Here is a 25,259-nt window from a genome sequence, read left to right as displayed (position 1 = left end):
TCTTTAACTCAAAAGAAGTCTAAAAGTATAAAAAAACTGTCATTTTTTGAGTTTCTTTGATATCTGATTCAAACTGACTTTATGAAAACCCCGATAGTTGACACCCATTGTGACTTACTTTCTTACTTGGCTAATGTGCCAGGAGCGAGAGCCGACAAAACAGAAGATATTGCTTGTGCTTTACCTTTTTTGAAAACAGGAAATGTAAAAATGCAGGTGATGGCGATTTTCACTGATGTGGTTTCAGGGAGTATGGATTTTGCCGACAAGCAAGTTGACCATTTTCAATCTATTCAAAAAACTTTCGCTGAGGACTTAACATTAGCAGATTTTGAATTTTTGAATAGTTTAGAAAATCAAGATAAAATCGGACTCTTGGCTGCAATAGAGAGCGCATCTGGATTGGCGAATGAAACTGCCCCAATTCAAGCTGCATTTGACCGATTAGACAAAATCATTGAGAAAACAGGAAGAGTTGCTTACATCAGCATGACGCACCACAAAGAAAATCGGTTTGGTGGTGGAAATTATACTGAAGGAATCGGGCTCAAAGATGATGGGAAAAGACTACTTGATTATATGTCAGGAAAAAAAATAGCCATAGACCTTTCCCATACATCCGACTTGCTTGCAGAAGGTATTCTCAACCATATTGACAAGACTAATCTCCACGTACCCGTTATCGCGAGCCACTCAAACTTCAGGTCTATATGGAATCATAAAAGAAACCTGACAGATGAATTTGTCAAAGAAATAATCCATAGAAAAGGCATTATTGGGGTGAATTTCTTAAGGGCATTTCTCGATACAGAAGATCCAAACAGGATCTACGAGCACATTTTATATGGTTTTGAAAAAGGCGCCGAAGATCAAATCTGCTTTGGTGCAGACTTCTTCTATACGGTTGGTTTTCCGGATATAGGCAGGATTCCGTTTTATTTCCCCAATGTGGAAAATGCCAGTAAATATCCAGATGTTTTGAAAACTCTTTCTGAAAAATTAAGCCAAGATCAGCTAGAAAAATTAGCTTTCAAGAATGCAAAGGACTTTTTTCTGAGAACTTGGAGGTGAGAATAACTGATTCCAAAAGTAAGGTCTAGTAATCAACCAATATGAATCAGCTTCGTCACAAAAAAAGGCTATCGTATCATAGCCTTTTAATAATGTCCATAAGCTGAAATTACAGTGACTATAACTTTTTTACCATCAATAGAATAAACAAGACGATGTTCATGATTTATTCTTCTTGACCACAATCCAGAAAGATTATTCTTCAATCTTTCTGGTTTGCCTGTACCAGTCTCAGGATGTTCTTCAAGTTCGTCTAATAATTGATCAAGCTTTCTGATGAGCTTTTTATTTCCAGAATTTTTATGCCTTAAGAGATCCTTTTCGGCAATCTTAGTAAAGGTGATTTCAAAACTCACAAGTCTAGCATTTTTTTGCGTTGATCTTTGCTCAATTTAACAACCTTCCCAGATTGCAATTGCTTTACTCCTTCGAGTATGTTTTCAATATTTTTTGGGTTATCAAAATACGGATCTCCACTTGGTGAAGGATTTTCATTTAAAACATGATCCGTGACTACTTTAAAGTCAATACGCATAGCTTCAAGCATTGATTTTACTAGATCAAGCTTTGATTTATCTTTAGTTTGAACTACGATCTTTTCCATACAATAAATTTACAAATTTTAAATGATTTTAGTTTCAAAACAATGGTTAGTAATTATTTATATTTAGGTTTGATCTTTTCATTAAAAAAATACACAAGCACCATGTCTTCCCACCATTTTGTAAAAGAACAACAAGAGCCAGCTTTATTGATACTAGACACAAAAGGCTTTGGCTACGAAAATATCGCTCCGCTTTTGGAATGGTCGCCGACTGTATTGGTGACTCAGGAAGAGGTTCATACAGTGATTTCTTGGGGAATCAAAATTGATCTGATCATTGCAAGTATGGATTTCCAAAAAGAAAACTACAGCCTCTTGGAGGAACAGTATCCCGTTAAGTTTTTAGGCGTCAGCAACGAGGATTTTCTTGAAGAAGGATTGCAGTATTTGATTGCGACCAAACATGGGGCAGTCAATATCATTGGGTTTGACCATCAGCAGGTTTTCGGATTGGAAGCCAAGCTTTCATTTCTTGATTTGGTGGTCTGGGATGCCCCCATGAGGTATTTTCCAGTGAAAAATGGACAGTTCAAAAAATGGTTTGCCGGTGCAAGTTTGCAGCTTCATGCTCCTGAAGGCACATTTATTGAGATTCAGGAAGAGGGTGATAGCCAAATCCAGCGCATTACTTATGCGACTTTTATTGAAGTAGAAGAAGGTACAGTTGTTTTCAAATCAGACAAAACATTTTGGATTGGGGAATTTGTGATGGAGGTGTAGGCAAAAAAGTATACTGCATTAAGGTCAAAAATCGGCTGATTTAAGCTACTGATGAATTTCAATAAATTATCTTCTCGATTATGGTGAATTAAACCCTTGACCCATAATCCACTGATCACTATGCGACTACTAACTGTACTTCAAATATGAATGCCTCTTTAACTGAATAAACCATGAAGCTATTCAACCCCACACAGCCTTCACCATCCTTTCCTTGCCATTAAGGTCTTCTAATACCTCAACCTGTGAATACCCGAGCTCAACCAAGAGTTCTTTTGTTGCATTTCCTAATGCTTCATTGATTTCAAAATAAATTTTCCCACCAATCTTGAGATGTAGTTTGGCTTTGTGTGCGATCACTTTATAAAAAATCAAAGGATCCTCATCTGAAACAAACAGGGCCAAATGTGGCTCAAATTGAAGGACATTTTCATGCATCAAGCTTTTCTCTGATTCGCAAACATAAGGAGGGTTGCTGACAATTATATCCAGTTCATTAACCGGTATCTCTTCATTCAAAACGTCTATTTGAAAAAACTCAACCCTTGCTTCATGCTGTTCTGCATTTTCTTCTGCCACAGCCAAAGCTTCTTTACTTACATCCAATGCATACACTTTGGAAGAGGGAATTTCAAGTGCCAAACTGATAGGAATACAGCCCGAACCGGTGCCAATATCCAAAATCCGTAGATTCAACCGCTTATTTTCTTTGATTATCAAATGAACAAGCTCTTCAGTTTCGTTTCGGGGAATCAAGACGGATGAATTAACTTTGAATTCCCTGCCATAAAAAGGAGCTGTACCCAGAATATACTGAATAGGTTTTTTCTCCAAAAGCTGAGATAATGCCTCGTCCAACTCTTGCGGAACACTTTCTATAAATTCATCTCTAAGAATTTCAGACCTCCCTTTTTTCAGAAAAGCTTCAAACAGCCAAAACACCAAACTTTCTGCTTCTTGCTTATCATAAATAGCCTGAAGTTTTTGAGAATATTGGCTGAAGAGGGATCTTAGATTCATTGAGTTTTAAAATTTAGACAAAGTTAATGTTTCCTATTGATCAATCTATCAAAAATAACAGTCCCTATAGCATAACAAAGTACATCCCAAATATCGGCTGTATAGGTAGCTGACCATCTGGGTAGCAATACTTCAAAGAGGAAAGAAAAATAAAGCCAACCTACAAACAACTGGACTTTGGTAAAGTAGAACAAATTTCTCGAAGGATGAATCCATCTAAACACTTGCAAAGTCACTCCCAACACAACAGGCATCGCCAAAAGGTCATCCAAGTAGGCATGGACATAAGGAATGTATATTCCCAACAATCTTTCGACTGCTTGATTGATCCAAAAAAGGATGCAGGGGATTATGAAATAAATATTTTTAAATACAGACATCAACCAGGAAGCGCAGCTATCACCCAAGCCAAAAATGTAATGATCGCCATGTAAATGGTGTAAAAGAAGTTTCCTACTTTTTTCATGCCTTTGACGAATTCACTGTCAGTTTCTTTGATATAAAAAATCCACTGCTCTTCATTGGCTTTTGTATCACGATCCCGCTGCTCTTTGTATTCCAAATCACGACCGCCAAGTGGCTTTCCACAATGTTCGCAAATATCATTTACATCTGTAGTCCATTTGGACCAATTCCCACAGTGGGGACATTTTTTCTCTCCCATAACTCAAAATTAATCATCTTTCTACTGAAATCCTTGATATAACTATAAACCGCAATCATGATACCGAGATAAATTTCCAGCATTAAATTCTGAATTTTTCTCTTTTTCCTGATTCCACGCTTTTCTTTCTATCTTTGCTTTTTCAAAAATACAAACATGAAACTTCACACCAGTACAGTCCATGGCGTCATCACGGCCATAGAGGATATATTCAAGAATAATAGATATGCAGATAAAGTTATAGAAAGAACTTTGCGCTCCAATCCAAAATGGGGAGCGAGAGACAGAGGCTTCATTGCGGAATCTGTCTATGATATGGTTCGCTGGTGGAAATTGATCAATAAAGTCAGCCCGTCTGATAATACATTCCACTTATTTGGAACATATTGGCTTCTTCAAGGAAATGAATTGCCTGACTGGAAAGAATTCAAGGGAATCGATTCCAAGATGGTGGAACATAGATTCAACAAAATCCAAGATAGACCTACACTTCAATCAATTCCAGAGTGGCTTGATGAAATGGGTGAGAGTCTTTTGGGGGAAATGTGGGATTCAGAAATCGAAATGCTCAACACTCAAGCTGATGTAGTACTTCGTGTAAACACATTAAAAATATCACGAGAAGATCTAATGAACAGGTTGGCTGAGGAGGGTGTTGAAACTTATGCTCCAAAAGGCTACAAAGATGCTTTGGTATTGGGCAAAAGACAGAATATTTTCAAAAATCCAGCATTTAAAGCAGGAATGTTTGAAGTACAGGATGCTTCTTCGCAGCTTGTAGCGCAGGCATTGGAAGTAGAACCTGGCATGAGGGTGATTGACGCATGTGCTGGTGCAGGTGGAAAATCTCTCCATTTAGCAGCATTGATGGAAAATAAAGGCAGAATCCTATCTATGGACATAGAGGGGTGGAAGCTTCAAAATGCTAAATTAAGGGCAAGAAGAGCCGGTGTAAGCATCATCGAACCAAGAGTAATCGAAGGAAACAAAACCATCAAAAGGTTGAAAGAGTCTGCTGACAGACTTTTGCTTGATGTACCGTGTACAGGTTTGGGAGTATTGAGAAGAAATCCAGATACAAAATGGAAAATCTCCCCAGAATCAGTGGCGAAAGTCCAAGAAATCCAACAGGAAATTATCCAAAATTACTCTGGAATGTTGAAACCAGGAGGAATCATGGTCTACGCCACTTGCAGTATTCTACCTAGTGAGAATCAGGATCAAGTAGCAAAATTTTTGGCTTCCGAAAAGGGTAAAGCTTTTGAACTTATTGAAGACCAAAAAGTATTGGCTCAAGAAAGTGGCTTCGATGGGTTTTACATTGCTAAGCTTAAAAAGAAAGCTTAATAGAATTTTCTATAACGCGAAACAGATTGGCGGATTCAAATTATTGATTGATAAAACCCAATCTTATTTCAGTCAAAAAGTTAAAATAAGCAGCTTTAAATCCATAAATACTTGAAGGTTTTAGGATTTTAAGGTTTAAAAAATCAACCATTCTATCAGAATCTTATAGATTTGTATTTTCAAAAAATCTGGAGCAGATGCAACAAGAGAAATTAGATGCCATAAAATCTGAAATAGCCGCAGCTGATGCTACAAATGCAGAACAGCTTGAAGCTTACAGAATGAAATATATCAGCAAAAAAAGTGTCGTTGGGGAGCTTTTTGCTGAAATGAGAAATGTACCCAACGAAGAAAAGAAAGCTTATGGACAGTTGATCAACGAGGTGAAAGTTCTTGCAGAAGAGAAATTTCAGGAATTGATTGACAAGGTAAACAACAGCCAAAAGCAATCGAAATCTCAGGATATAGACTTGACATTGCCTCCTACCAACAATGCCGTTGGAGGAATCCATCCATTGACAGCTACCCGTCAGCGGATCATTGAGATTTTTGAGCGGATTGGATTCAACCTTTCTGAAGGCCCTGAGATTGAGGATGATTGGCATAACTTTACTGCCTTGAATTTTCCTGAAAACCATCCGGCTAGGGAAATGCAAGATACATTTTTCATCGAAAAAAATCCCGACATCGCTCTAAGAACCCATACCTCTTCAGTACAAGTAAGAGTGATGGAAAACCAAAAGCCACCCATCAGAACACTTTCGCCAGGAAGGGTATATAGAAATGAAGCGATTTCGGCAAGGGCACATTGTATTTTCCATCAAGTGGAAGGTCTTTATGTGGATGAAAATGTGGGCTTTGCTGATTTGAAAAACACACTCTACCACTTTGCTAAGGAGATGTTTGGAAAAGAAACAAAAGTACGCTTCCGACCTTCATATTTCCCTTTTACAGAACCAAGCGCTGAGATTGATATTTCTTGCCAACTTTGTGGTGGGTCAGGTTGTAATGTCTGCAAAGGAACCGGCTGGGTAGAAATAGGCGGATCAGGAATGGTCGATCCTAATGTGTTGGAAAATTGCGGCATTGACTCCAAAAAGTATACTGGATTTGCCTTTGGAATGGGAATAGAACGAATTGCAATGCTCAAATACCAAATCAAAGACCTTAGGTTATTCACAGAAAATGACGTCAGATTTTTGAAGCAGTTTAAGTCGATGCTTTAGAATAGCGAGTTCTTAGCTAAAAAAGGTTTGGTAATCGATTGATGATTTCTATCATCTTGATTACCAAACCTTTTTATTTTTCAACAAGTAAGAGTAAGGATAGTCATTAAAAATCATTCTGATCAAATCTCAGCTAGATAATCTTCGGATTTCTCTAAATGCTTGATTCCAATTCTACTTTCTTTTTAAATTGCTTTTTGTAAACAGCAATTAGAGGAATATTTGTTTTGTTCAGTTAACATTTTTTGCTTTTAAAAGAAAGCAAAAATGGAAGAGTTGATATTAGAGTTTCAAATAAAAATTAAACTAATACAAATACTGAGCTCAAGTCTCTAATTCAGCTCCAATTTTCTGTTCTTGAATCATAAATTTTTCAATCTCACTTCACCATCCCAAACTTCTCAGCAGCCTCTTTTCTGGAGAAGGCATTGAAATGCCACCATTCTGAACCTATCCCTGAGAAACCTCCATGCTTCATTACTTTTCTTAAGATCTCCCTGTTTGAGATATGTTCTTTGGTGATTTTGCCTTCTTTGAGCATTTGACTTTCTCTATCGGGATAGGCTGGATAGCCAAAAAAATCATACCCTGTACCCATATCCAAAGCCTCTCCAGTTTCCTGATTTGCCAAAGTCAAATCCACAGCTACCCCAAAATTATGCAATCCGCCCACTTGGGGATTTGCAACATAAAGCGGCTTGATACTATCTGGCTTATCCAAATTATCCCAAAGAATCTGTTGCACTGATTGCGGCCGAACACCATCATAGACCAAAAATGTCAATTCTGGATGCTCCTCTTTGAGTTTTTGGTGGGATTTGAGCAACATTTCTGCTACAATGGGCTGTACGTAGCATCGAATCAAATCTCCATAGACATCTTTCCCAAAGAAGTTGTCTGTGGTAGAATATTTCAAATCCACATAGATATCCGGGATCACAGTAGCTACATCCACCAAGCCAGCGTCAATCAATCTCTGCTCCAATTCACCTATGAATTCATCTTCTGCTAGGATAATTTCTTCTACCTGAACAGACTCTTCTGTTTGCGATGGTTTTTCAACTTCCAAAACATCTCTTTCAGGTGCTTTGCTTTCACAAGAAAAAACAAAAAACAGTGCTACTACCAAATAATTTACACTTAATGTTTTCATAAATCTTGGTTTTTATTGACGATGGTGGCTGAAGCCTGTGCTGTTGGGAGCATTACAATATCTGCTAATACAACATGCTTTGGCCTGCTCACTGCAAAGGCAATCGTATCTGCTATATCCTCAGGAAGCAATGGTTCGAATCCTTGATACACCGAATCAGATCTTTGGGAATCTCCTTTGAACCTGACCAATGAAAACTCCGTTTTGACTAATCCCGGATGTATCCCAATAACCTTAATTCCAAATGGATTCAAGTCTATCCTCATGCCATTTGTAATCGCATCTACAGCATGCTTCGATCCACAATACACGTTTCCATTAGGATATACTTCCTTGCCGGCAATCGACCCTATATTGACAATGATCCCGGATTTTCTTTTGATCATGATTGGCATGATTTCATGGGAAACATATAGCAATCCTTTCACATTGATGTCCATCATTGCATCCCAATCTTCCAAGCTCCCATTTTGAATAGGATCCAAGCCATGAGCGTTACCAGCGTTATTGATCAGAACATCAATATTCCTCCATTCTTCAGTCAAACTGGAAATTGAATTTTTTACGGATTCTTTGTCTCTTACATCAAAACAAAGTGTCAGTAAACCCGTATTTTCGGGCAATTCAGCCTGAAGGGTTTCTAGTCTGTCTTTTCTTCTTCCAGTCGCAATAATATCATATCCCAAATTAGCCAATGCTATTGCTGTAGCTTTACCAATCCCAGATGTAGCTCCTGTGACGAGGGCGATTTTTCTTTCCATGTACTAAGCTAAATATAAATCCCAAACTATGGAATCCGAAAATTGTAAACGGTTTATTTTACAAGTGGATTTTCAGGAAAACTATCTATAATATTTCCTTCGGAATCTATGGAGATCAAGCTAAATTGACTTCCTTCCAAAGTTAATAGCGTGAAAGCATTCACTGACTGTGCTTTTTTGAGATACCAAGTACTTGCGACATCATGGATCTCTCTTGGCTCTGTACCCCAAGATCCATCCCCCACATATACGATTCCACTTTGATTTATTTCGCCATTTAATATCGGAAAAGTTCTTTTGTAGGCATGGTCATGATTTTCAAAAACTAACTTGATTCCATGTTTCTCTAATATCGGTGTCCAATTTTCTCTCACCAAAGTTTGGGTCTTGTCTTCATACTTTCTCACTGAAGGATACGCTGGAACATGATAAATGGGGATTCTATGAATTACATCCTTTCTTTGTTCCAGTGTTTTTTCCAACCACTGAGTCTGAATTCCCTGAATGGGATTGGAATGCTCTGTATCAAGAATAATCAAGCTCAAATAAGTCCCTACATCCAGTACATTGTATCCTGGCTGTCCTGGAAATGGAAATAAAGCATAGAAGTATGGAGCAATTCTATTTCTGAATGAGTCTGTCTGTTCATAACCTTCATGTTTGGTATGATATCCACCTACAACTTCGTGATTTCCTACGGCCACTATGCATGGCAATATTCTATTATCAGCAGTGACTAATGTGTTTTTATATGAATCAAAAAAATCATAAATCCTCCCTACATTCTCAGCCAAGCCATTTTCGTATGCCATATCTCCCCCAATGATGATAAAATCAGGCTCATAGGAAGCGACTACTTTATTTGTTTTTTCGAGCCATTCCTTTTTGTGCATAGAATCACCACCAATGGCAATTTTCAGTGACCGCTTATCGAGGCTTGATGGTAGGGTATTGAAATAGTAAACTTCCTTAGAGTCGGGAAACTTGATTTCATAGGAAGTTTCAGGCTTTAGGTTCTTGACACTTGCCCTGTGGACGAGTCTCTCTGAAAAAGGATAAGGAAGCACATCACTTTCTACACTCGACCATTCTTCCAGCCCTTTTCTTCTAATGCTAATTTCTGAAGGATCAGCCTCATCAGAATGCCAATCAATCGTAATGGTAGTCGTAGGATCCTCTTGCCATGTCAGGTAAAAAGCATGTGGTTCATTCTGTCCAAGTGCAAGCCCACAACTAAACAGTGCTATTGCAAATACAATCATTTTTAATTTTTTCATAAGTCAACTTCTTTTAAAATACTATTTACTAGAGTTTTATCCATCTTAGAAAAGGCAAACCATTTTTTACCCAGATCTTTTAATGAGGCACCGAGGTGATAAACTTCTTCTCCATCGATTATCAAAAACCTGTCATGACTTTGCGTAAAGGTTTTGAGTTCAAAATTACTATATTGCTCATTGGCTTTTTTTACATCCAAGGCCAATTGCTTAGAAATTGTTTTGGTCAATAAAAGAACATTTACTGCTTTTGTTTTCTTAGCTAAATGGGTCAAGGTTGTTTCGTCTATATAGTTATCAATCAACACAATGTTTTTCTTGGCAGAGCGGATGATTTTGGAAGCCAATCCATAAGCATCGAATACTTGTCCGTCAAAGAAAATTCCTTGAGATGGAATGATGTCTTTTCTTTCAAGGGCTTTAAATACTTTCTCAAATTTTTGGTCAGTTTCCAATTGTCTGCGTTCAATACCGTCCATTCGCTGCAACAGCCCTAGGTTATCATTTATAAACTTCCTCATTTGAACAAAAGCACGCATAATCGCAACGTGCATATTAGCTGCTGCTTGACTCTTCAATATGCCAGATAAACCCGAAACACCTTGTTCAGTGAAAACATATGGTAAGTATTTTCGATGCTTTCCTTGCTTGTTTTCTAAGATCGCATTTTGCGACCTTAAACTTGATTTCGCTTCTTGCAACATCAATATTTCCCATTCTTCTTGTGTAAGCTGAAACATAAAATCATCAGGAAAACGCTCAATGTTTCGTTTTACTTGTTCATTCAACCTACCTGTAGAAACTTCATACATCGCAGCCAAGTCGCTATCCAACATTACTTGGACGCCTCGCACATTGTAAATTTTATTTTCAATATGTTGTTGCGATAATATAATCTCTCTATTCATTTTTCATTTTTAACAAATCAACTTGGCTTTCAGCTATTCTCCCTCAACCACTCTTTCATGGCCAAGTATACTCCATTGGTCCATCCAAAACCGTCTTGAACTGGATATTCTCCACCTCCAGCTTCCAGGCTCAGGTCTTCGACGTTGTATTTTTCCATCATTTTTCCCGTTCTTTCGAATACGGATTCATTGAGTTTTGTCCATCTTTCAGCCAAGGTTTTTGCCATATCTTCCCTTCCATAATTCAGCATGGCCTGAAAACCAATCCACTGCAAAGGTGCCCAGCCATTTGGTGCATCCCATTGCTGGCCAGAGCTGATTTCTGTCGTGACGAGTCCTCCATCCCGGAGAAAATGATATTCAACATAATCCAACACCCTTTTTGCTTGACTTGGCGTCGCAGTATTAGCCCATAGTGGATAGAGCATTGCCAATGAAGGGCGGTTTACTTTTTCTTTAAATTTGATATGATAATCCAAGAAAATCCCTCTCTCCTCTTCCCAACAATAGCGTTCAATCCCTTCTATTCTGTTTTTCCTGAAATTTTTCATTCTAGAAATGACATTTTCGTCCTCGCCATACAGCTCCATAGATTCAATAATAATCCTTTCTGTCTCAGATAGTAGGACATTGAGATCAACAGGAATCAGGGCAATGGTTTGTACACTTTTCAAATCCATAGCGTCATAAAGCCATCGTGAACTAAAATCCCAACCGGATTCACATGCTGCACGAAGGTTCCTAAAAAGCTTCTCAGGATAGCGCCTTGATTTGTCAGAAAGTTCTATGTCCTCCACATAAGATTCTGCCCTTGGTGTATTGTCATCGTCCCAATATCTGTTTAAAGCAGTATCATCATCCATCCTTACTACACGTTTGTAGTATTTTCCTGGTAAAGGAATTTCCGTCTCACCTTCTATCCAAAAGAGATACTCAACCCAAATTTCGGTCAAATATTTCTTAATGATCTCTTTGTGTCCCTTGGCCTCTGCAAGTAACTCCACCATTTTTGCAAAAAAAGGTGGCTGTGATCTTGACAAAAAGTATGTTCTGTTTCCATTTGGGATATGACCCACTGTTCGTATCAAGTGCGCGAAATTTTCCACCATTGATTCTATCAAATCTACCCGATCTGAAGCCTTCAGACCAATCATGGTAAAATAGCTATCCCAATAGTAAATCTCTTGAAACCTACCTCCTGGAACTATGTATGGCAATGGTAGAGGTATCAAACTTGACCCTTCTATTTCTAAGTCGGCTTCTTTGGTAAGATATTGCCATTGTATTTTCAATCTTTCTTCCAGTGAAAAGTCCTGAGGAATATCCATTTTGATTTCGTCATTTTCCTCCGGAATTATGAAATTCTCTTTGAGAAATGTCAACAAGTCAAAATCTGGCTTTTTCAGCGCACGATAAAAATCTGTAACTATATCATTTGCATCCCGCTTTGGTAAGCAATCTACAAAGGTCTTCGAGTCTGCAAAAACGCCACTCATCTGCACCACTTCAAAAAGGGCTAAATATAAATCTTCTGGTTGTTCGTAAAATTTCATGCGGTCTGTTTTCTTACTTGTCTATGTAGCAAAATCAACACAAGACATAGTGCTGTAATGGGAAATAAGGAGAAATAGAATGCATTAGTTCCTCCATACGCTTCAAATATATGTCCAGTTACAATAGAACCGGTTGTGCCTCCCAATGCTGAGAATACGACTATCAATCCTGACATAGAGCTTTGCATATATTTAGGAAGCGCACTCAGAACTACAGAGTTTATCGTAGGATAAATAGGTGCCAAAAAGACGCCCAATATTGGAAATAAATAAACTACAAATGGAGCATTGAACCAAGTAATTGTTTCGGTAATTTCAGGCTGATTGCTAGTCAATGGTAAGGTCAATACAACACAAACTCCAACTAAAACTATACAACCCAAAGTAAAGGTAAGCCAATGGATCATTTTTAATATAAAACCTGCCAATAATCTTCCAATGGCCAAAGCACCCGCCAAGACTGCACCAGCCTGAATGCTCATGCTAGCGGGAACTTGTAAGACATCTTGATAGAAAGTAGGAGTCCAAGTCATAAAACTCTGCTCTATGAGGACAAACAAAAATGCCGATGCCGCAAACACCAAAACTAACGGCTTTACAACCAACCTCAGCATTTCCATAAAGTCCTCCGAGGCTTTGGAATCACTTTTCCTTGATTCTGATTCATTGATTTGGGCGAAATACAGAAGCAATGCTGCCAGTAATGTGATCGCCCCAAGGTACCAATAGATATTCAGCCAATTGCTGGAATTAGGGTTAGCATCATCTACAAACAGGCTAAAAAAAACATTTCCCAACAAAACCCCAACCATAAAGAACCCTTCAATGGTACTCATAAAGCTACTATGTTCTTTGGGGTTGTTTGTCACAAGACCAATTGTAGCAAATACGGATACTTTGATCACTGCAAATGAAATCCCCACAATTGCAAAAAGAAGCTTGAAGTACCAAAATTCATCAGCTATCAAGGGCATCATAAAACACAATGCCGCTACTGCAAAAAGAGCAATCAACATACCCTTTCTAATTCCTAATTTTGGAAGAAAGGATGCTACTATGAAGGAAAAAATCGCAATTGGCAAGTCTTTGAAACCCTCCAATACAGAAGCTTCTGCTTTGCTGACATCAAAAGTTCTTTGAACTTGTAATATCACAGCACCTACTGAATTAAGAAGTACTGCGAATACCATATAATTAAAAACGAGAGAGAGCCTAATGAGTAATTTTGAATTCATAATATTTAACTTTTGATTCAAAGCGTATATTTGCTTTATGAATAAAGATCAGCTTTTTTTTGAAGCATTTCAAAAACATGTACCAGAAGATGCTGTAAAATATTGTTTTGACATCTGGAAGGAAAAACCGTTTAACTTTTATATCACAAATAAAAGAAGTACAAAGCTAGGTGACTTCAGGTATAGAAGTGACAAAAAAGTCCAGACAATTACAATAAATTATAACCTTAATCCTTACCAGTTCCTGATTACTTACATCCATGAGGTTGCTCATTATCATGCATTCACAAAATATGGTTTAAAAATAAAGCCTCATGGCATAGAATGGAAATCAACCTTCCAAAAATTAATGACGCCCATGTTGAGCAATAGGGTATTCCCATTAGAATTGTTGGTTCATTTAAAACGATATATGGCAAACCCAAAAGCAAGTTCTGTTTCCGATTATTTCTTGGCGGTGGAGTTGAGGAAATTTGATCCTGACACTGCTATCGAAGGAATACAATTGCTACAGGAAATCAAAGTTGGAACTATATTCGAAATGAAAGGTAGATATTTTGAAAAGTTGGAAACACGAAGAACCCGTGTTTTGTGTAAAGAAGTTGATTCTGGAAAAAAATATTTGATCTTATGCCATGCAGAAGTTAAAGTGAAATAAGCTATTTACTCGTTGGATTCGCCTATTTGATTTTCTTCTGCTGTGAAGTCCTTTGGCTGTGGCAAATCAGAAAGTGAGTTGATACCAAAATATTCCATAAACTTCTCACTGGTACCATATAGGATAGGCCTTCCAATACTCTCAGACTTTCCTTTGATGGTAACTAGTTCTTTCTCCAAGAGTTTCTGTATTGAATAATCACAGCTTACTCCTCTGATTTGTTCGACTTCTGTTTTGGTCACAGGTTGCTTGTATGCGATGATAGAAAGCGTCTCAAGTTGAGCAGTTGATAATCTTTTTTGGGATTGCTGCTTGAGCAATATCGATATGCTAGCTTGATAAGCCGGTTTGGTCAAAAATTGATACCCACCTCCGATTTGCTCCAAAGAGAATGAAAAATCCTCAAATTCATATTTTGACTGCAAATCTTTCAATGCAGTCAAAATATGGTCTTTTGGAACCTCTGATTCAAACATTTCTGACAAGCATTTCTGAATCTCATCAATACTTATCGGAGAAGGTGCACAAAATATAAGTGCTTCAATATGTCTATGTAAGAAATCCAATTTATTTCTTTGCCAACTTAGCTTCTATTGAATGCATTGTGTGCGGAACCGCTTTCAACCTATCTTTAGCGATTAATTTCCCAGTGTCAACACATACTCCATAAGTGCCATTTTTGATCCTTACGAGTGCATTTTCCAGATTGATGATGAATTTTTGCTGTCTTGCAGCCAGCTGACTCATGTTTTCCCTTTCAAGTGTATCTGCTCCATCTTCTAAGAGTTTGGATGTAGAAGCTGTAAAATCAGTACCACTGTCATTTTTTTTGCTGAGTGTTTCCTTCAATGAGTTCAACTCCGATTTGGCTACCCCTAGTTTTTGTAGTATTATTTCTTCAAACTCCTTCAATTCATCGGGAGAATAAGCAGTTTTTTGGTCTTGACTCATAGCTTTGTGTTTTAAATGTGGTATACTCTTTTTATACCCCTAGGGTTTAAAAGCCCCTAAAATACACTTACCTTTTTGAAATCAAAAATAAAAAAAACCGCACTAGGCGGTTTTTAATTTACTGAGATATTTTGCAACCTTTTTTCTAACAGCTTTTCATCCATCATCAATCGGTATTTTATCCTCAAATACCTTTGGATTACTTTGATTGTCTTTCCTTTTTCGAGGAAATAGGTTTTCAGCGTCTGCGTTACGATGTCGTGATTCATTTGGTTTTTGGGTTTGAGTTAACGGTTCTTTAATGTAAAGATTATTTTATATTAATCCAAAAATTATTGGATTTTAGCTCCAACCACGATTGTTTTTTTGATTTGAGTAACATTTCCTTCCAAATCAAATAAATCCACAACAAGGATGTAATATCCAGGTCGAACTTTCCGACTATTGGAATCTGTACCGTCCCAAGTATAAAAACCTGAAGATCCCCAAATCTCATTTTGACAGATTTCTCTAATCAATTGTCCATTAATGGAATAAATCCTCATAGTTGCCAAATCCCCAGCTTGGTCCACTTTATAAGAAATCTGTGTGAAATTTTGCTCTCCTGCTGCATCAGGTACAAATACCTTTGGTTGAATCTCAATCCCAAATGAATCTATTTCCTCAAAAACATTTGAATTCTTGTATCCAGGAGTCGCAAAACCTACTGATGCAGACGCAGATTTCCAGTTATTGGGGTTTTCCACAAGCTCTAATGCCGACAAGCGCTCTAGGGAAACTCCTCTAACTTCTTTCAACAATCTATGATGCATTCTTTCAGAATAGGAGAAGATCTCTACGATTTCCTCAATTGGATCAAGCCAAACCACATTTCCCGATGACTGCGGATAACTTGGCAGTGTACTGACCAATTCAAAATTCTCCCTGACCCCTTTAGGGTAGTCAGAGCTCAGCCGATCCACATCTGTAGTGAATACCAAAAAGCCTCCTGGCTCAATAATCAAATCTTCACTTGAAACGATTCGCCTGTTATCTATCTCATTAGATGTATTCAAATTCGCCAATTTCCAATCTTTCAAGTTTATAAACTTTTCGGATTGATTATATATTTCTACGAATTTTGGCCCCCCTGTATTTGCATTGAATAACACCTCATTGATTATAACATCACCTGAAGCTGCCAAGGATGGGATTGTGAAAAATGCTGCATTTTCACCTTCTTTGATTAAATTACCAATACAGTCACGCAAGCCATTTACAACTATCAAGTACTGGGTTCCTTCTTGGATTATTTGATCAAAAGTCAATAACAATGAATTTTGCTCCGGATCCAATTCGATATTAATTGTTGAAAGGGGAGGGTTTATTATAAAATCTAAATTTGACAAATCGGGACTTAGGCTTTTGGAAAAAAATAAAAGTACTTGATTTGTCGAAAGTACGCTTGCATTCAACAAAACAGGTGTGCTTCTATCAGGTGTTTCGTCAAATAAGGAATTTATTTTTCCAGGTGTTCCCCTTTCGGTCGCAATAGATGTTTTCAAATTGCCGATCAAATTACATTTTATAAAAGGATTAACAATTTCTAAACTGTAACCACCAGAAGCAAAAGAACTACCGCCAAAGTTTGCAGTGGTATAGTTCAAACTGTCTATAATTATCCCCTCATTGTCATACAATTTGACTTGATCTGCCGAATTCAATAATGTGGGCCAGTTAGTTAAACCTATTACCCTCCCAAACCTTGAAAATTGATTCACCTGAGTCCGAGGGCATAGGATTATATATTGATCTGGTAGAATCACCTCAGAAGGAATTGTTGTAGTTCTCCTTGAATTGGCCAATTGAAAACCGCCCAAAGCAATTGGATCTGAACTTGGGTTGTAGATTTCTATATATTCGACATTTGGCAAAGAGTTTCCAGCGCGTGGGGCTGGCATGATTTCATTGATGATTAGATTTTTGAAGGCTAACTTCTTTGGAGATTCAAACGTAAAAGCAAAATCAGTCTTACTAATCACGTTGCCTGCAAAATCTGCTACGCCTTCTATTCCTAATACATATATCCTGTTCTCTTCAAAATCAAAATCCCATTTTAAGATCATCGAATTTCCATTTCCTTGGATTTGCGCTTCCATTGGTTCTCTTCCATTGATTTTGTAAAAGCTAAGAATCATTGCAAAAATAGGATCCAAAGGCTCAGAAAATACAAGTACTATTTCTCTGGAACTTATTCCATCCACTCTCACTACCTCTGGTGGAGTGGCATCCCATACAAAATCCCTATACGATCCATTCAACTGTTTCCCTCGCAATGTTTTTCTTGAAGGAATTCGAAGTGTATATGTTATTCCTTCTTCAAATGGGCTATCGGACAGCAAATCAAAGACTTTTCTACCATCGGAAATTTCCCATTCGGAAAAAATAAATTCTCCGTCGATTATCGAAAAATCATTAAAATCAAATGACTCAAAATCCAATTCCAGAAAACTGACGATTGAAATCCGATTTTGATTTTTTGCAAAGATGGTCTCAATTTCATCTATGTAAACAAACTCACGGGTTTGGGGAAGTCCAAGCTCTTGATTTGTGTTTAGGAAAGCCTGCGTTTCGATCTTCACCATTTGACTGAGAAGTAACCCATTGGATAAGCTTAGCTTAATACTGAATCCATCTTCATTCAGAGAAATATCCGAAGGATTCGCACCATTTACCAAAAACTTTGATGTCTGACTCACATCTGAACTTAAGTAATTTTGGCTGAATCTAATGACTAAAGAGTTGGGGTTTTCAACAAGGATTTCACCTATTTGAATTTTGGTATTGTCAACCGATACATTAACTTCTTCTGTCAAGACCCCATTCTTTTCAAAAATATTTTCCAATGAAAGTTGTAGAACTTGGATTGGAACCTCAGAGGCAGTGTGAATAATCGCCGAAGAATCATCTGGAAAATCTATTGACAATATTTCCAACCCTTGAAGACTTGCTTTGGCTTTGTCAAAAACCTGAATCTCTCTATCAAAATTAATTTTCACCCTAAATGGATCTAAGACCAAGGTCTCAACTACCCGAATGGGATCTACTTGTTCATCTCCTGAAAAAACGCCAAAATCATCCATAAAAAATCTTGCTGCTGAACCTGAGCCTTGACCAAATTTTACTTCAAACTTCAAATAGACATTCTCTTCGTTCCAAAATAGATCTGGAATAAACATTTCATAAAGGTTGTACTCTGTCTGCTGATTGCTAAAAGTATCATCATTCCCGACCTGAATGGCTTCAGTAAATTGAATTTGATCGTGCGAAAAGGAAACAAAAACTTCCACAGGTCTATTTCCTGATCCATTTTGGTTCGTTTTTGCAAAAAATGCAATTTTTGGCTCCACCAAATCCATTAGATTGATTTGACTATAAATTACACCATCAAAACTGGCAATCGGCTGCACTGCCAATGCCCTAGAATTGTTTCTTCCTTGACCATTGGCTTGGAAAACCCTAGAAGAAGTACTTCTGATCTCATTAGCAGACCATAATGGCAAAAATTCATCAGGATGATTTACTATATTAAAACTGCTTTCAAAATCCTGATTTTGAGCAAAAGTTTCGGCTTGTTTGAAAAAACTACAGCCTAGTATGGAAAAAGCAATGAAACCCCATACAAAAAGAAGGATCTTCATGGACTAAAAATAAGAAATCAACCTTAATATGTTTGGAAAATAAACGTTTAAATCAATTTAATTTTAAAATCGGTAAACCTTCTAACATATATTTGATGTTAAAGCAATTATCACCGCATCAAAGGTTCATTTTGAAAATACTTACCTTACCTTTGCGGTTCATTTCAAACAATCAAAAACTATTAAAATGAAACTAGCCGTTGTAGGAGCTACCGGATTGGTAGGCTCAGAAATCCTAGAAGTGCTGGCAGAGCACGATTTCCAATTTGACGAATTACTCTTGGTCGCAAGTGAAAGATCAGCAGGAAAGAAAATGACTTTCAAGGGTAAAGAGTACACTATAATTGGACTCAAACAGGCAGTTTCTGAGAAGCCTGACATCGCTATTTTTTCGGCTGGAGGTGATACTTCCAAAGAGTGGGCACCATTGTTTGCAGAGGCAGGTACAATCGTAATTGACAACTCCTCTGCATGGAGAATGGATCCTACCAAAAAACTTGTTGTGCCTGAAATCAACGCAAAAGATCTTCGCATTGATGACAGAATCATCGCAAACCCAAATTGCTCTACCATACAAATGGTCTTAGCTTTGGAGCCTTTGAGAGCTAAATATGGCATCAAAAGAATTGTAGTATCCACTTATCAGTCTGTGACTGGCACTGGAAAAGCTGCAGTAGATCAAATGATGGCTGAGCGTGCTGGTGAAAAGGCTGAAATGGTATATCCTCATAAAATTGATCTGAATGTGCTTCCTCATATTGATGTATTCCAACCAAATGGCTACACCAAAGAAGAGATGAAGATGATCAACGAGACTAAGAAAATCTTCAATGACAATAACATTCAAGTCACTGCAACCACTGTCAGAATCCCTACAATGGGCGGTCACTCAGAAGCTGTCAACGTGGAATTCCACAAGGATTTCGACTTGGAAGAAGTAAAAGCTTTACTTGCTTCAGCGCCTGGAATCATCGTTCAGGATGATCCTGCTAACAATGTGTACCCGATGCCATTGACAGCCCACAAAAAAGACGAAGTATTTGTAGGTCGTCTTAGAAGAGATGAATCTCAAGCTAACACGCTCAATATGTGGATCGTGGCTGACAACCTTAGAAAAGGTGCTGCTACCAATGCCGTGCAAATTGCAGAATATCTAGTAGCACATAGCTTGGTGTAATTTGGATTTGAATAAAATCTATACCGAATCATTGCAAAAATTTGTGCAGGATCATCTCACCGAAGATCCTGCACATTTACTTTTAAAGCACTCTGGCAAAACTGAGTTTGATCTCAAACTAGCTGTTCAACAAATTGCCGCCAGACAAAAGGCAAAAAACAAAATCCCTACTTGGGCTAAAAACCCTAAATTGCTTTTTCCAGCATCAATCTCTATGGAGCAAGCTTCCTCAGAAGAAACAGCCAAATTCAAATCAAATTTGGTTACTGGAAAATCGATGGCTGATCTTACAGGAGGATTTGGTGTGGACACATATTTTCTTTCCAAAAATTTTGAAAAAGCTACTTATTGCGAACGTCAAGAGGAGTTGGCAAACATTGCATTGCATAATTTTCAGCAACTTTCTCCAGACAAATTCACTGTAGTCAATAGAGATAGTTTGGAGTTTCTAGATTCATATCAGGAAACCTTCGACCTTGTTTATGTCGATCCTGCACGTCGTGGTGGTGAAAATCAAAAACTCTACAAACTTGCAGACTGTGAACCGGATGTTGTGAACCATTGGGGTTTGATGAAATCAAAATCTAAGTCTATTTTGATCAAAGCATCACCTATGCTTGATATCAAACAGGCACTTATCGAAATCCCCGATATCCAAAAAATCTGGACAATCTCAGTTCGCAACGAAGTCAAGGAAGTTTTGCTTTTTTGGAAAAAGGAACAATTTGAAGCTCCTAGAATGATCAATTGCATAGATCTTCATCCTGATGGAGAGCGCACTTTTTCATTCACATTTGAAGAAGAAGAAAAGTCAGAAAGCAATTTTGGATCAATCGGCCAATATGTTATCGAACCTTTGGGTAGTATTCTAAAAGCTGGAGCATTCAAAACATTCGGAATAAAATATGGGCTGAAAAAACTTCATCCAAATAGTCACCTTTACACAACTGAAAAATTGCCTACTATTGCCATCCCAGGGAGAGTCTTTAGGGTAATTCAGGAAATTTCCAATCCAAAAAAGGATTTGAAGCAACTTTTCCCGTCAGGAAAGGTAAATGTAATCACTAGAAACTACATCCTTTCACCTGACGAATTCAAGAAAAAGTACAAACTCAAGGATGGTAGTGAAAGTTTTTTGATTGGAACAAAGGTCGCGGAAAAGAACACTTTGCTCATGGCGGAGTTGGTAAAATAAATTTTATCCAATACTTATTTGAGCTATATTATTCAAAACCAATTAGATAAAAAGGTTGCTGCAATTCCCATTCTTCCTTGCGAAAGCTCTGGGAACAAACTCATATTTTCATGTCTACACGGAACTTTGCCACTAATTAAAGAAAAGCCTGATTTAGCTTAGATCCGATATTAATTGATATTAGATACTCATAGATATTGAACATAAGCGAACAATCAACAATGGAATTAAGGCTAGTGGCAAAGAAGCGGATAATCATACATATTTTTAATGAAGTTGACAAAGCAAAAAAACATTTTGGTTTTCATTAGTAACAAAAACCAAGGATGGTTTTAAACTTAAATTCTCAAATTATCGAAATTAGAGCTTTTACAACTCTCCTTTTATCAAAATCCACTTCTCTTTTTGGAAATCATTTATTAGCTTGAAATTTAAACCTATTGACAATGATGCCAAAAACCTATTTCACCAATTTATTGCTGACGCTCTCTATCATATTTTGTTCAAGCGAAGCTGCATTTTCACAGAACCAATTCAAAGCTTTGGTATTCAGCAAAACCAAGGGGTTCCGCCACCAATCCATTCCTGATGGGATCGTGGCATTGAAAAAGTTGGCCAGAGACAACGTATTCCAAATATACACCACAGAAGATGAGGATTATATCACAGACAAAAATCTGGCAGAATACGATGTCATTATCTTGATGAGTACCACGGGGACAATTTTCAATGAAAAGCAAAAAAATAGCATCGAAAAATTTGTACAAAATGGCAAAGGGATAGTTGGGATACACAGTGCCACCGATACCGAATATGATTGGCCATGGTTTACCAAACTTATCGGAGCACAATTTCTCAACCATCCCCATCAGCAGACATTAAAACTCAATGTCGTTGATAGAAATCATCCCTCAACTTATCATTTACCCGAAAAATGGGTTTGGTCAGATGAAATATATGCTTTCAAAAATTTCAATCCAGATGTAAATGTGCTGATCACTGCGGATGAAAAAACCTACGACGCCAAAAATGGGATGGGGGAATTTCACCCAATGGCTTGGACGAACGAATATGATGGTGGTAGGATTTTCTATACAGCATTGGGTCATACCGATTGGGCATTCCAAGATGACAATTTCATGAAACACATCATGGGTGGAATTTGGTGGGCAGCAAAGGGATATCCTGTAGACTGAATAACACAAAATCTCAGATTAAATTTTAAGAATTTTAATGTTAACCACAAAATTCAACCTCAAAGCTAAGGCTAACCCATAAGTTTATATCAAAAATTTAATATTTTAAAGTCAAAATAATTGTTTAAACCCTTCCCAAAGGAGAAGGTATAGGAGAAATCGACAAAGAAAAAGAAAGCCCTATGTTATTATATGGTTCGAAAAAATTAATAAACCACATAGAAACATAGGGCCACATAGAAAATAAAGACCTAAATGTAACGCTCCATATGGGAAAGGAACTTTGTGATTTTTATTTCATTTTTAATTTCTTTGTCACTTTGATTCTCGTGTCACGTCCTGAAAAAAGTTGACAACTTTTTTCTATTGATTAAATAAGTTCAACCCACTTCGGGGTTGTTGTCTCCTGTATCATCATTAATCCCCGGGTTGCGACCCGGGGCTATTTAAAGTTTAACCCTGTCTGACGCCAGGCAGGCCCATTGGGGTTAATGCATTTTGTCTCTGTCTCAAGTCTCATATCTTGTGTCTTACCTTTCAAAAAGGTATTCTCACATTCAATGCAATATTTCTTCCCATTTGATTTACTCCAAAAGGCCTGAAAAGTGACATGTGATCTAAATAGGTCTTGTTCAGAATATTTGAGCCACTCACATAGATATCAAGAGACTTGCCAGCCATCATTACCTGACTTCCTACATTCAGTCCCAACAAGTAATACCCTGGAGTAGCTTCTTCCAATGGTGCCTCTCTATTTTGATCAAAGATAAACGATCCAAGCAAACTGATATAAGGATTTGTAAATACTCCCAAATTATTCAATCTAAAATCTACAGACTGATTCCATCTGAATGCCGGAATATAAGGCAAATAAGTCATATCTGACCTTCTTTGGCCGATCACCATGCTATAGGAAGTCGATCCAGAAACCCACTTTGCCGAAGTAGGGTGGATATCCAGTTCCACTTCTCCACCATATAGCCTAGCATCAGTTTGCTCAAACTCCCAAACGGTCAAGTCTCCCATCAATTCATCTGTCGGAGCAAAGAAGATATAATTGTCTATGTGGTTGTAGAACACCTCACCAGAAAGGGAGAAGTTTGGTGTGCTATACCTGATACCAAAATCGGTTTGGATGTTCTGTTCTCTTACAAAGTCAGCACTTCCCCTTTCGAATCTATTCGTTCCTGGATGTGGTCCATTGGAAAACAACTCTCCCAAATCAGGAGCTCTGAATCCTTGAGCTACATTCAACCTGAACCTCCACGAGGAATTTGGCCTGAATGTCGTCCCGGCACTAGCTGTCACCCCATCAAAAGTTCTAGTCAAAGTCCTATCTGCCGGCTCTCCAGGAAGCAAAAATCCGTAATCAACGATATGTGCCGCACTTGCATCGGCTGTCACTTTTCTATAATCATAGCGGATTCCACCCTGAGCTACCCATTTGTCTTTATTATAGTTCAATAAGAAATAAACAGATCTATCATCCTTTGTGGCATCAGGAATCAAAAATTCATTTGCTTCCTCATAATTGATATTTCTCAAATAGAAACCTTGAACACCCAAAATCGCTTCAAGACCATCTGTCAACTCCTTGTAGTATTTGACATCATACATGAAATTTGACTGTCTCAGACCCAAATCAACTTCGTCTGCGGCTTCTTCCACTTCTTCCCTGAAGTTGATATGATAGCCAAAAGTTGCTTTTAACCTATCTTCTCCGATAAATAGATTCGTCTCCGAATTGATAAAGTGATCTTTGACATCTTGGAAGGGTAACTGAACTTTCCTATCTCCTCTATTAGTCACCAACTCGCTCACATCATCCTCATCTATAATTCCAAGTTTCTGGCTCAAATAGGTATAGCGAATTCTGGTATCACCCCATTTCTTCTGTAACCCAACTCCAGCTTTGACATTCTGTGTATTGAATCTTGTATTTCCTACGGCATTGCCATCACCGTCTAGATAATCTGCATGGGATTCTGCAGCGGCTCTCAATGACCAAACAAAACCATTTTCACTAGCTCCTTTTGCTCCAGCTTCAGACCTTAAACCTAATGAATTGCTGTATCCTCTCAAGTTAACATCTCCTTCTACCTTACCGGCAGCTGCATCTTTTTCCTCTATCAAGTTCACTACACCTGCCATTGCTCCAGAGCCATAAATGATCGATGCAGGACCTTTGATCAATTCAATGTTACTGATGCCTGTCTCAGACAAGCCCAAACCGTGATCTGCTCCCCACTGCTGGTTTTCGAACCTTCCACCTTGATACACAGAAAGCACACGGCTGAATGACAATCCTCTGATCACCGGCTTACTAATGCCCGGGCCCAAGGAAATTTCATTGACTCCCGGCGTTTTGGTCAAGGAAGTCATCAAGCTTGGAGAGGGCATTTTTAGGATTGCATCTCTACTTACTTTCTCGATGGAAATAGGTGAGCTTTCCTTACTCATGATGTATGCACCTGAAACTACCACTTCATCAATGTTGGATATTGTTTCTTCCAATTCAATGACCAAAGAATTATTTGAGGCACTCAATTTTATTACCTCTATCTGAGTAGCGTAGCCGATGAATGAAAACTGAACAGTGATATTTCTCTCAGGCAAAGCCCCAAGGGAAAAAGTACCATCCATCTCTGTAACTACTCCTCTGTTCAATTCAGGAATAAAAACCGAAACTCCAGGTAACGGTTCTCTTGTATTTTTGTCTATTACTTTTCCAGCTATAGATAGATTTTGTGATGCCAATGCGCCTACAGAAATGAAGCACATAGCAATTAGTATGATTAATCGCATTTCGTCTGATTAGATAATTTTTTAAAATAAGGGAATTTCGCAGTTCAGGATTGTAGAA

24 protein-coding genes are annotated in these 25,259 nt (G+C 37.9%); 8 read left to right on the top strand and 16 right to left on the bottom strand.

The window, feature by feature from the left end; translation table 11 throughout:
* Positions 1 to 81 precede the first annotated feature (81 nt).
* On the top strand, positions 82 to 1,071 hold the full coding sequence (locus MM236_RS08070; RefSeq protein ID WP_241274453.1) for a dipeptidase: 990 nt from the start codon (positions 82 to 84) through the stop codon (positions 1,069 to 1,071).
* A gap of 86 nt (positions 1,072 to 1,157) precedes the next feature.
* On the opposite strand, the gene MM236_RS08065 is transcribed toward MM236_RS08070, so the two are convergent.
* Positions 1,158 to 1,427 carry a Txe/YoeB family addiction module toxin gene (locus MM236_RS08065; RefSeq protein WP_241274452.1) on the bottom strand — a complete coding sequence of 90 codons (270 nt, stop codon included), beginning with the start codon at positions 1,425 to 1,427 and terminating at the stop codon, positions 1,158 to 1,160.
* Positions 1,424 to 1,675, bottom strand: a complete 252-nt coding sequence (locus MM236_RS08060) for a DUF2683 family protein (protein WP_241274451.1) — start codon at positions 1,673 to 1,675, stop codon at positions 1,424 to 1,426. Before MM236_RS08060 ends, MM236_RS08065 begins: the two co-directional genes overlap by 4 nt.
* A gap of 102 nt (positions 1,676 to 1,777) precedes the next feature.
* Here MM236_RS08060 and MM236_RS08055 point away from each other — a divergent pair, with 102 nt between their 5' ends.
* Complete coding sequence (locus MM236_RS08055) at positions 1,778 to 2,395, top strand: thiamine pyrophosphokinase (protein WP_241274450.1); 618 nt, start codon at positions 1,778 to 1,780, stop codon at positions 2,393 to 2,395.
* 183 nt (positions 2,396 to 2,578) lie between these two features.
* Here the strand turns inward: MM236_RS08055 and prmC are convergent, their stop codons facing one another.
* The 3 genes from prmC to MM236_RS08040 are packed head-to-tail and all read right to left on the bottom strand — an operon-like array spanning position 2,579 to position 4,079.
* Positions 2,579 to 3,415, bottom strand: a complete 837-nt coding sequence (gene prmC / locus MM236_RS08050; protein ID WP_241274449.1) for a peptide chain release factor N(5)-glutamine methyltransferase — start codon at positions 3,413 to 3,415, stop codon at positions 2,579 to 2,581.
* A gap of 23 nt (positions 3,416 to 3,438) precedes the next feature.
* Positions 3,439 to 3,795 (bottom strand): magnesium citrate secondary transporter, encoded by a 357-nt coding sequence (locus tag MM236_RS08045; RefSeq protein ID WP_241274448.1) that lies wholly within the window; start codon positions 3,793 to 3,795, stop codon positions 3,439 to 3,441.
* The gene (locus MM236_RS08040) at positions 3,795 to 4,079 is read right to left on the bottom strand and encodes a YgzB family protein (protein WP_241274447.1); all 285 of its coding nucleotides are present in this window, start codon (positions 4,077 to 4,079) and stop codon (positions 3,795 to 3,797) included. The genes MM236_RS08045 and MM236_RS08040 overlap by 1 nt, the downstream gene beginning before the upstream one ends.
* A gap of 156 nt (positions 4,080 to 4,235) precedes the next feature.
* Between MM236_RS08040 and MM236_RS08035 the strand changes: the two genes are divergently transcribed.
* Together MM236_RS08035 and MM236_RS08030 are read left to right on the top strand one after the other, a co-directional pair.
* A complete protein-coding gene (locus MM236_RS08035) occupies positions 4,236 to 5,426 on the top strand; it encodes an RsmB/NOP family class I SAM-dependent RNA methyltransferase (RefSeq protein ID WP_241274446.1) in 1,191 nt (396 codons plus the stop codon).
* Positions 5,427 to 5,623: 197 nt separating this feature from the next.
* On the top strand, positions 5,624 to 6,652 hold the full coding sequence (locus MM236_RS08030) for a phenylalanine--tRNA ligase subunit alpha (RefSeq protein ID WP_241274445.1): 1,029 nt from the start codon (positions 5,624 to 5,626) through the stop codon (positions 6,650 to 6,652).
* Between the two features lie 379 nt (positions 6,653 to 7,031).
* On the opposite strand, the gene MM236_RS08025 is transcribed toward MM236_RS08030, so the two are convergent.
* Genes MM236_RS08025 through MM236_RS08000 form a run of 6 tightly spaced genes read right to left on the bottom strand, consistent with a single transcriptional unit; the run spans position 7,032 to position 13,539 of the window.
* The gene (locus MM236_RS08025) at positions 7,032 to 7,805 is read right to left on the bottom strand and encodes a M15 family metallopeptidase (protein WP_241274444.1); all 774 of its coding nucleotides are present in this window, start codon (positions 7,803 to 7,805) and stop codon (positions 7,032 to 7,034) included.
* A complete protein-coding gene (locus MM236_RS08020) occupies positions 7,802 to 8,566 on the bottom strand; it encodes an SDR family NAD(P)-dependent oxidoreductase (protein ID WP_241274443.1) in 765 nt (254 codons plus the stop codon). The genes MM236_RS08025 and MM236_RS08020 overlap by 4 nt, the downstream gene beginning before the upstream one ends.
* Before the next feature lie 53 nt (positions 8,567 to 8,619).
* The gene (locus MM236_RS08015; protein ID WP_241274442.1) at positions 8,620 to 9,843 is read right to left on the bottom strand and encodes a purple acid phosphatase family protein; all 1,224 of its coding nucleotides are present in this window, start codon (positions 9,841 to 9,843) and stop codon (positions 8,620 to 8,622) included.
* Positions 9,840 to 10,751 (bottom strand): ORF6N domain-containing protein, encoded by a 912-nt coding sequence (locus MM236_RS08010; RefSeq protein ID WP_241274441.1) that lies wholly within the window; start codon positions 10,749 to 10,751, stop codon positions 9,840 to 9,842. The genes MM236_RS08015 and MM236_RS08010 overlap by 4 nt, the downstream gene beginning before the upstream one ends.
* Before the next feature lie 29 nt (positions 10,752 to 10,780).
* The gene (gene treF / locus MM236_RS08005) at positions 10,781 to 12,304 is read right to left on the bottom strand and encodes an alpha,alpha-trehalase TreF (protein ID WP_241274440.1); all 1,524 of its coding nucleotides are present in this window, start codon (positions 12,302 to 12,304) and stop codon (positions 10,781 to 10,783) included.
* Entirely contained in the window at positions 12,301 to 13,539 is a 1,239-nt protein-coding gene (locus MM236_RS08000) for an MFS transporter (RefSeq protein ID WP_241274439.1), read from the bottom strand. The genes treF and MM236_RS08000 overlap by 4 nt, the downstream gene beginning before the upstream one ends.
* Before the next feature lie 37 nt (positions 13,540 to 13,576).
* On the opposite strand from MM236_RS08000, the gene MM236_RS07995 reads away from it, so the two are divergent.
* Positions 13,577 to 14,197, top strand: a complete 621-nt coding sequence (locus MM236_RS07995; RefSeq protein WP_241274438.1) for a SprT-like domain-containing protein — start codon at positions 13,577 to 13,579, stop codon at positions 14,195 to 14,197.
* A 5-nt stretch (positions 14,198 to 14,202) separates the two neighbouring features.
* On the opposite strand, the gene scpB is transcribed toward MM236_RS07995, so the two are convergent.
* The 4 genes from scpB to MM236_RS07975 form a co-directional block, all read right to left on the bottom strand.
* The gene (gene scpB / locus MM236_RS07990; protein WP_241274437.1) at positions 14,203 to 14,763 is read right to left on the bottom strand and encodes an SMC-Scp complex subunit ScpB; all 561 of its coding nucleotides are present in this window, start codon (positions 14,761 to 14,763) and stop codon (positions 14,203 to 14,205) included.
* A 1-nt stretch (position 14,764) separates the two neighbouring features.
* Positions 14,765 to 15,148 carry a TraR/DksA family transcriptional regulator gene (locus MM236_RS07985; RefSeq protein WP_241274436.1) on the bottom strand — a complete coding sequence of 128 codons (384 nt, stop codon included), beginning with the start codon at positions 15,146 to 15,148 and terminating at the stop codon, positions 14,765 to 14,767.
* Positions 15,149 to 15,261: 113 nt separating this feature from the next.
* Positions 15,262 to 15,417, bottom strand: coding sequence for a hypothetical protein (locus MM236_RS07980; protein WP_241274435.1), 156 nt, complete (start codon positions 15,415 to 15,417; stop codon positions 15,262 to 15,264).
* A 63-nt stretch (positions 15,418 to 15,480) separates the two neighbouring features.
* The gene (locus MM236_RS07975) at positions 15,481 to 18,828 is read right to left on the bottom strand and encodes a lamin tail domain-containing protein (RefSeq protein WP_241274434.1); all 3,348 of its coding nucleotides are present in this window, start codon (positions 18,826 to 18,828) and stop codon (positions 15,481 to 15,483) included.
* A 187-nt stretch (positions 18,829 to 19,015) separates the two neighbouring features.
* Between MM236_RS07975 and MM236_RS07970 the strand changes: the two genes are divergently transcribed.
* The 3 genes from MM236_RS07970 (at position 19,016) to MM236_RS07960 (ending at position 22,396) form a co-directional block, all read left to right on the top strand.
* A complete protein-coding gene (locus tag MM236_RS07970) occupies positions 19,016 to 20,005 on the top strand; it encodes an aspartate-semialdehyde dehydrogenase (RefSeq protein WP_241274433.1) in 990 nt (329 codons plus the stop codon).
* A 31-nt stretch (positions 20,006 to 20,036) separates the two neighbouring features.
* Entirely contained in the window at positions 20,037 to 21,200 is a 1,164-nt protein-coding gene (locus MM236_RS07965; protein WP_369415191.1) for a THUMP-like domain-containing protein, read from the top strand.
* Between the two features lie 449 nt (positions 21,201 to 21,649).
* Positions 21,650 to 22,396: a ThuA domain-containing protein gene (locus tag MM236_RS07960; protein ID WP_439648013.1), complete on the top strand. Its 747-nt coding sequence runs from the start codon at positions 21,650 to 21,652 to the stop codon at positions 22,394 to 22,396.
* Between the two features lie 537 nt (positions 22,397 to 22,933).
* Here the strand turns inward: MM236_RS07960 and MM236_RS07955 are convergent.
* Positions 22,934 to 25,201, bottom strand: coding sequence for a TonB-dependent receptor (locus MM236_RS07955; RefSeq protein WP_241274430.1), 2,268 nt, complete (start codon positions 25,199 to 25,201; stop codon positions 22,934 to 22,936).
* Between the last annotated feature and the right edge of the window lie 58 nt (positions 25,202 to 25,259).

Source organism: Belliella calami (genome assembly GCF_022549695.1).
GTDB classification, from domain to species: Bacteria; Bacteroidota; Bacteroidia; order Cytophagales; family Cyclobacteriaceae; genus Belliella; species Belliella calami.
The sequence above is the reverse complement of the archived record's forward strand: the minus strand, read 5'-3'. Positions and strand labels throughout refer to the sequence as shown.

Bases quoted from the DNA above. Each gene is read 5' to 3' on its own strand.
- MM236_RS08070 (WP_241274453.1), top strand. From the start codon at position 82: ATGAAAACCCCGATAGTTGACACCCATTGTGACTTACTTTCTTACTTG.
- MM236_RS08060 (WP_241274451.1), bottom strand. From the start codon at position 1,675: ATGGAAAAGATCGTAGTTCAAACTAAAGATAAATCAAAGCTTGATCTA.
- MM236_RS08055 (WP_241274450.1), top strand. From the start codon at position 1,778: ATGTCTTCCCACCATTTTGTAAAAGAACAACAAGAGCCAGCTTTATTG.
- prmC (WP_241274449.1), bottom strand. From the start codon at position 3,415: ATGAATCTAAGATCCCTCTTCAGCCAATATTCTCAAAAACTTCAGGCT.
- MM236_RS08045 (WP_241274448.1), bottom strand. From the start codon at position 3,795: ATGTCTGTATTTAAAAATATTTATTTCATAATCCCCTGCATCCTTTTT.
- MM236_RS08040 (WP_241274447.1), bottom strand. From the start codon at position 4,079: ATGGGAGAGAAAAAATGTCCCCACTGTGGGAATTGGTCCAAATGGACT.
- MM236_RS08035 (WP_241274446.1), top strand. From the start codon at position 4,236: ATGAAACTTCACACCAGTACAGTCCATGGCGTCATCACGGCCATAGAG.
- MM236_RS08030 (WP_241274445.1), top strand. From the start codon at position 5,624: ATGCAACAAGAGAAATTAGATGCCATAAAATCTGAAATAGCCGCAGCT.
- MM236_RS08025 (WP_241274444.1), bottom strand. From the start codon at position 7,805: ATGAAAACATTAAGTGTAAATTATTTGGTAGTAGCACTGTTTTTTGTT.
- MM236_RS08020 (WP_241274443.1), bottom strand. From the start codon at position 8,566: ATGGAAAGAAAAATCGCCCTCGTCACAGGAGCTACATCTGGGATTGGT.
- MM236_RS08015 (WP_241274442.1), bottom strand. From the start codon at position 9,843: ATGAAAAAATTAAAAATGATTGTATTTGCAATAGCACTGTTTAGTTGT.
- MM236_RS08010 (WP_241274441.1), bottom strand. From the start codon at position 10,751: ATGAATAGAGAGATTATATTATCGCAACAACATATTGAAAATAAAATT.
- treF (WP_241274440.1), bottom strand. From the start codon at position 12,304: ATGAAATTTTACGAACAACCAGAAGATTTATATTTAGCCCTTTTTGAA.
- MM236_RS08000 (WP_241274439.1), bottom strand. From the start codon at position 13,539: ATGAATTCAAAATTACTCATTAGGCTCTCTCTCGTTTTTAATTATATG.
- MM236_RS07995 (WP_241274438.1), top strand. From the start codon at position 13,577: ATGAATAAAGATCAGCTTTTTTTTGAAGCATTTCAAAAACATGTACCA.
- MM236_RS07985 (WP_241274436.1), bottom strand. From the start codon at position 15,148: ATGAGTCAAGACCAAAAAACTGCTTATTCTCCCGATGAATTGAAGGAG.
- MM236_RS07980 (WP_241274435.1), bottom strand. From the start codon at position 15,417: ATGAATCACGACATCGTAACGCAGACGCTGAAAACCTATTTCCTCGAA.
- MM236_RS07975 (WP_241274434.1), bottom strand. From the start codon at position 18,828: ATGAAGATCCTTCTTTTTGTATGGGGTTTCATTGCTTTTTCCATACTA.
- MM236_RS07970 (WP_241274433.1), top strand. From the start codon at position 19,016: ATGAAACTAGCCGTTGTAGGAGCTACCGGATTGGTAGGCTCAGAAATC.
- MM236_RS07960 (WP_439648013.1), top strand. From the start codon at position 21,650: ATGCCAAAAACCTATTTCACCAATTTATTGCTGACGCTCTCTATCATA.
- MM236_RS07955 (WP_241274430.1), bottom strand. From the start codon at position 25,201: ATGCGATTAATCATACTAATTGCTATGTGCTTCATTTCTGTAGGCGCA.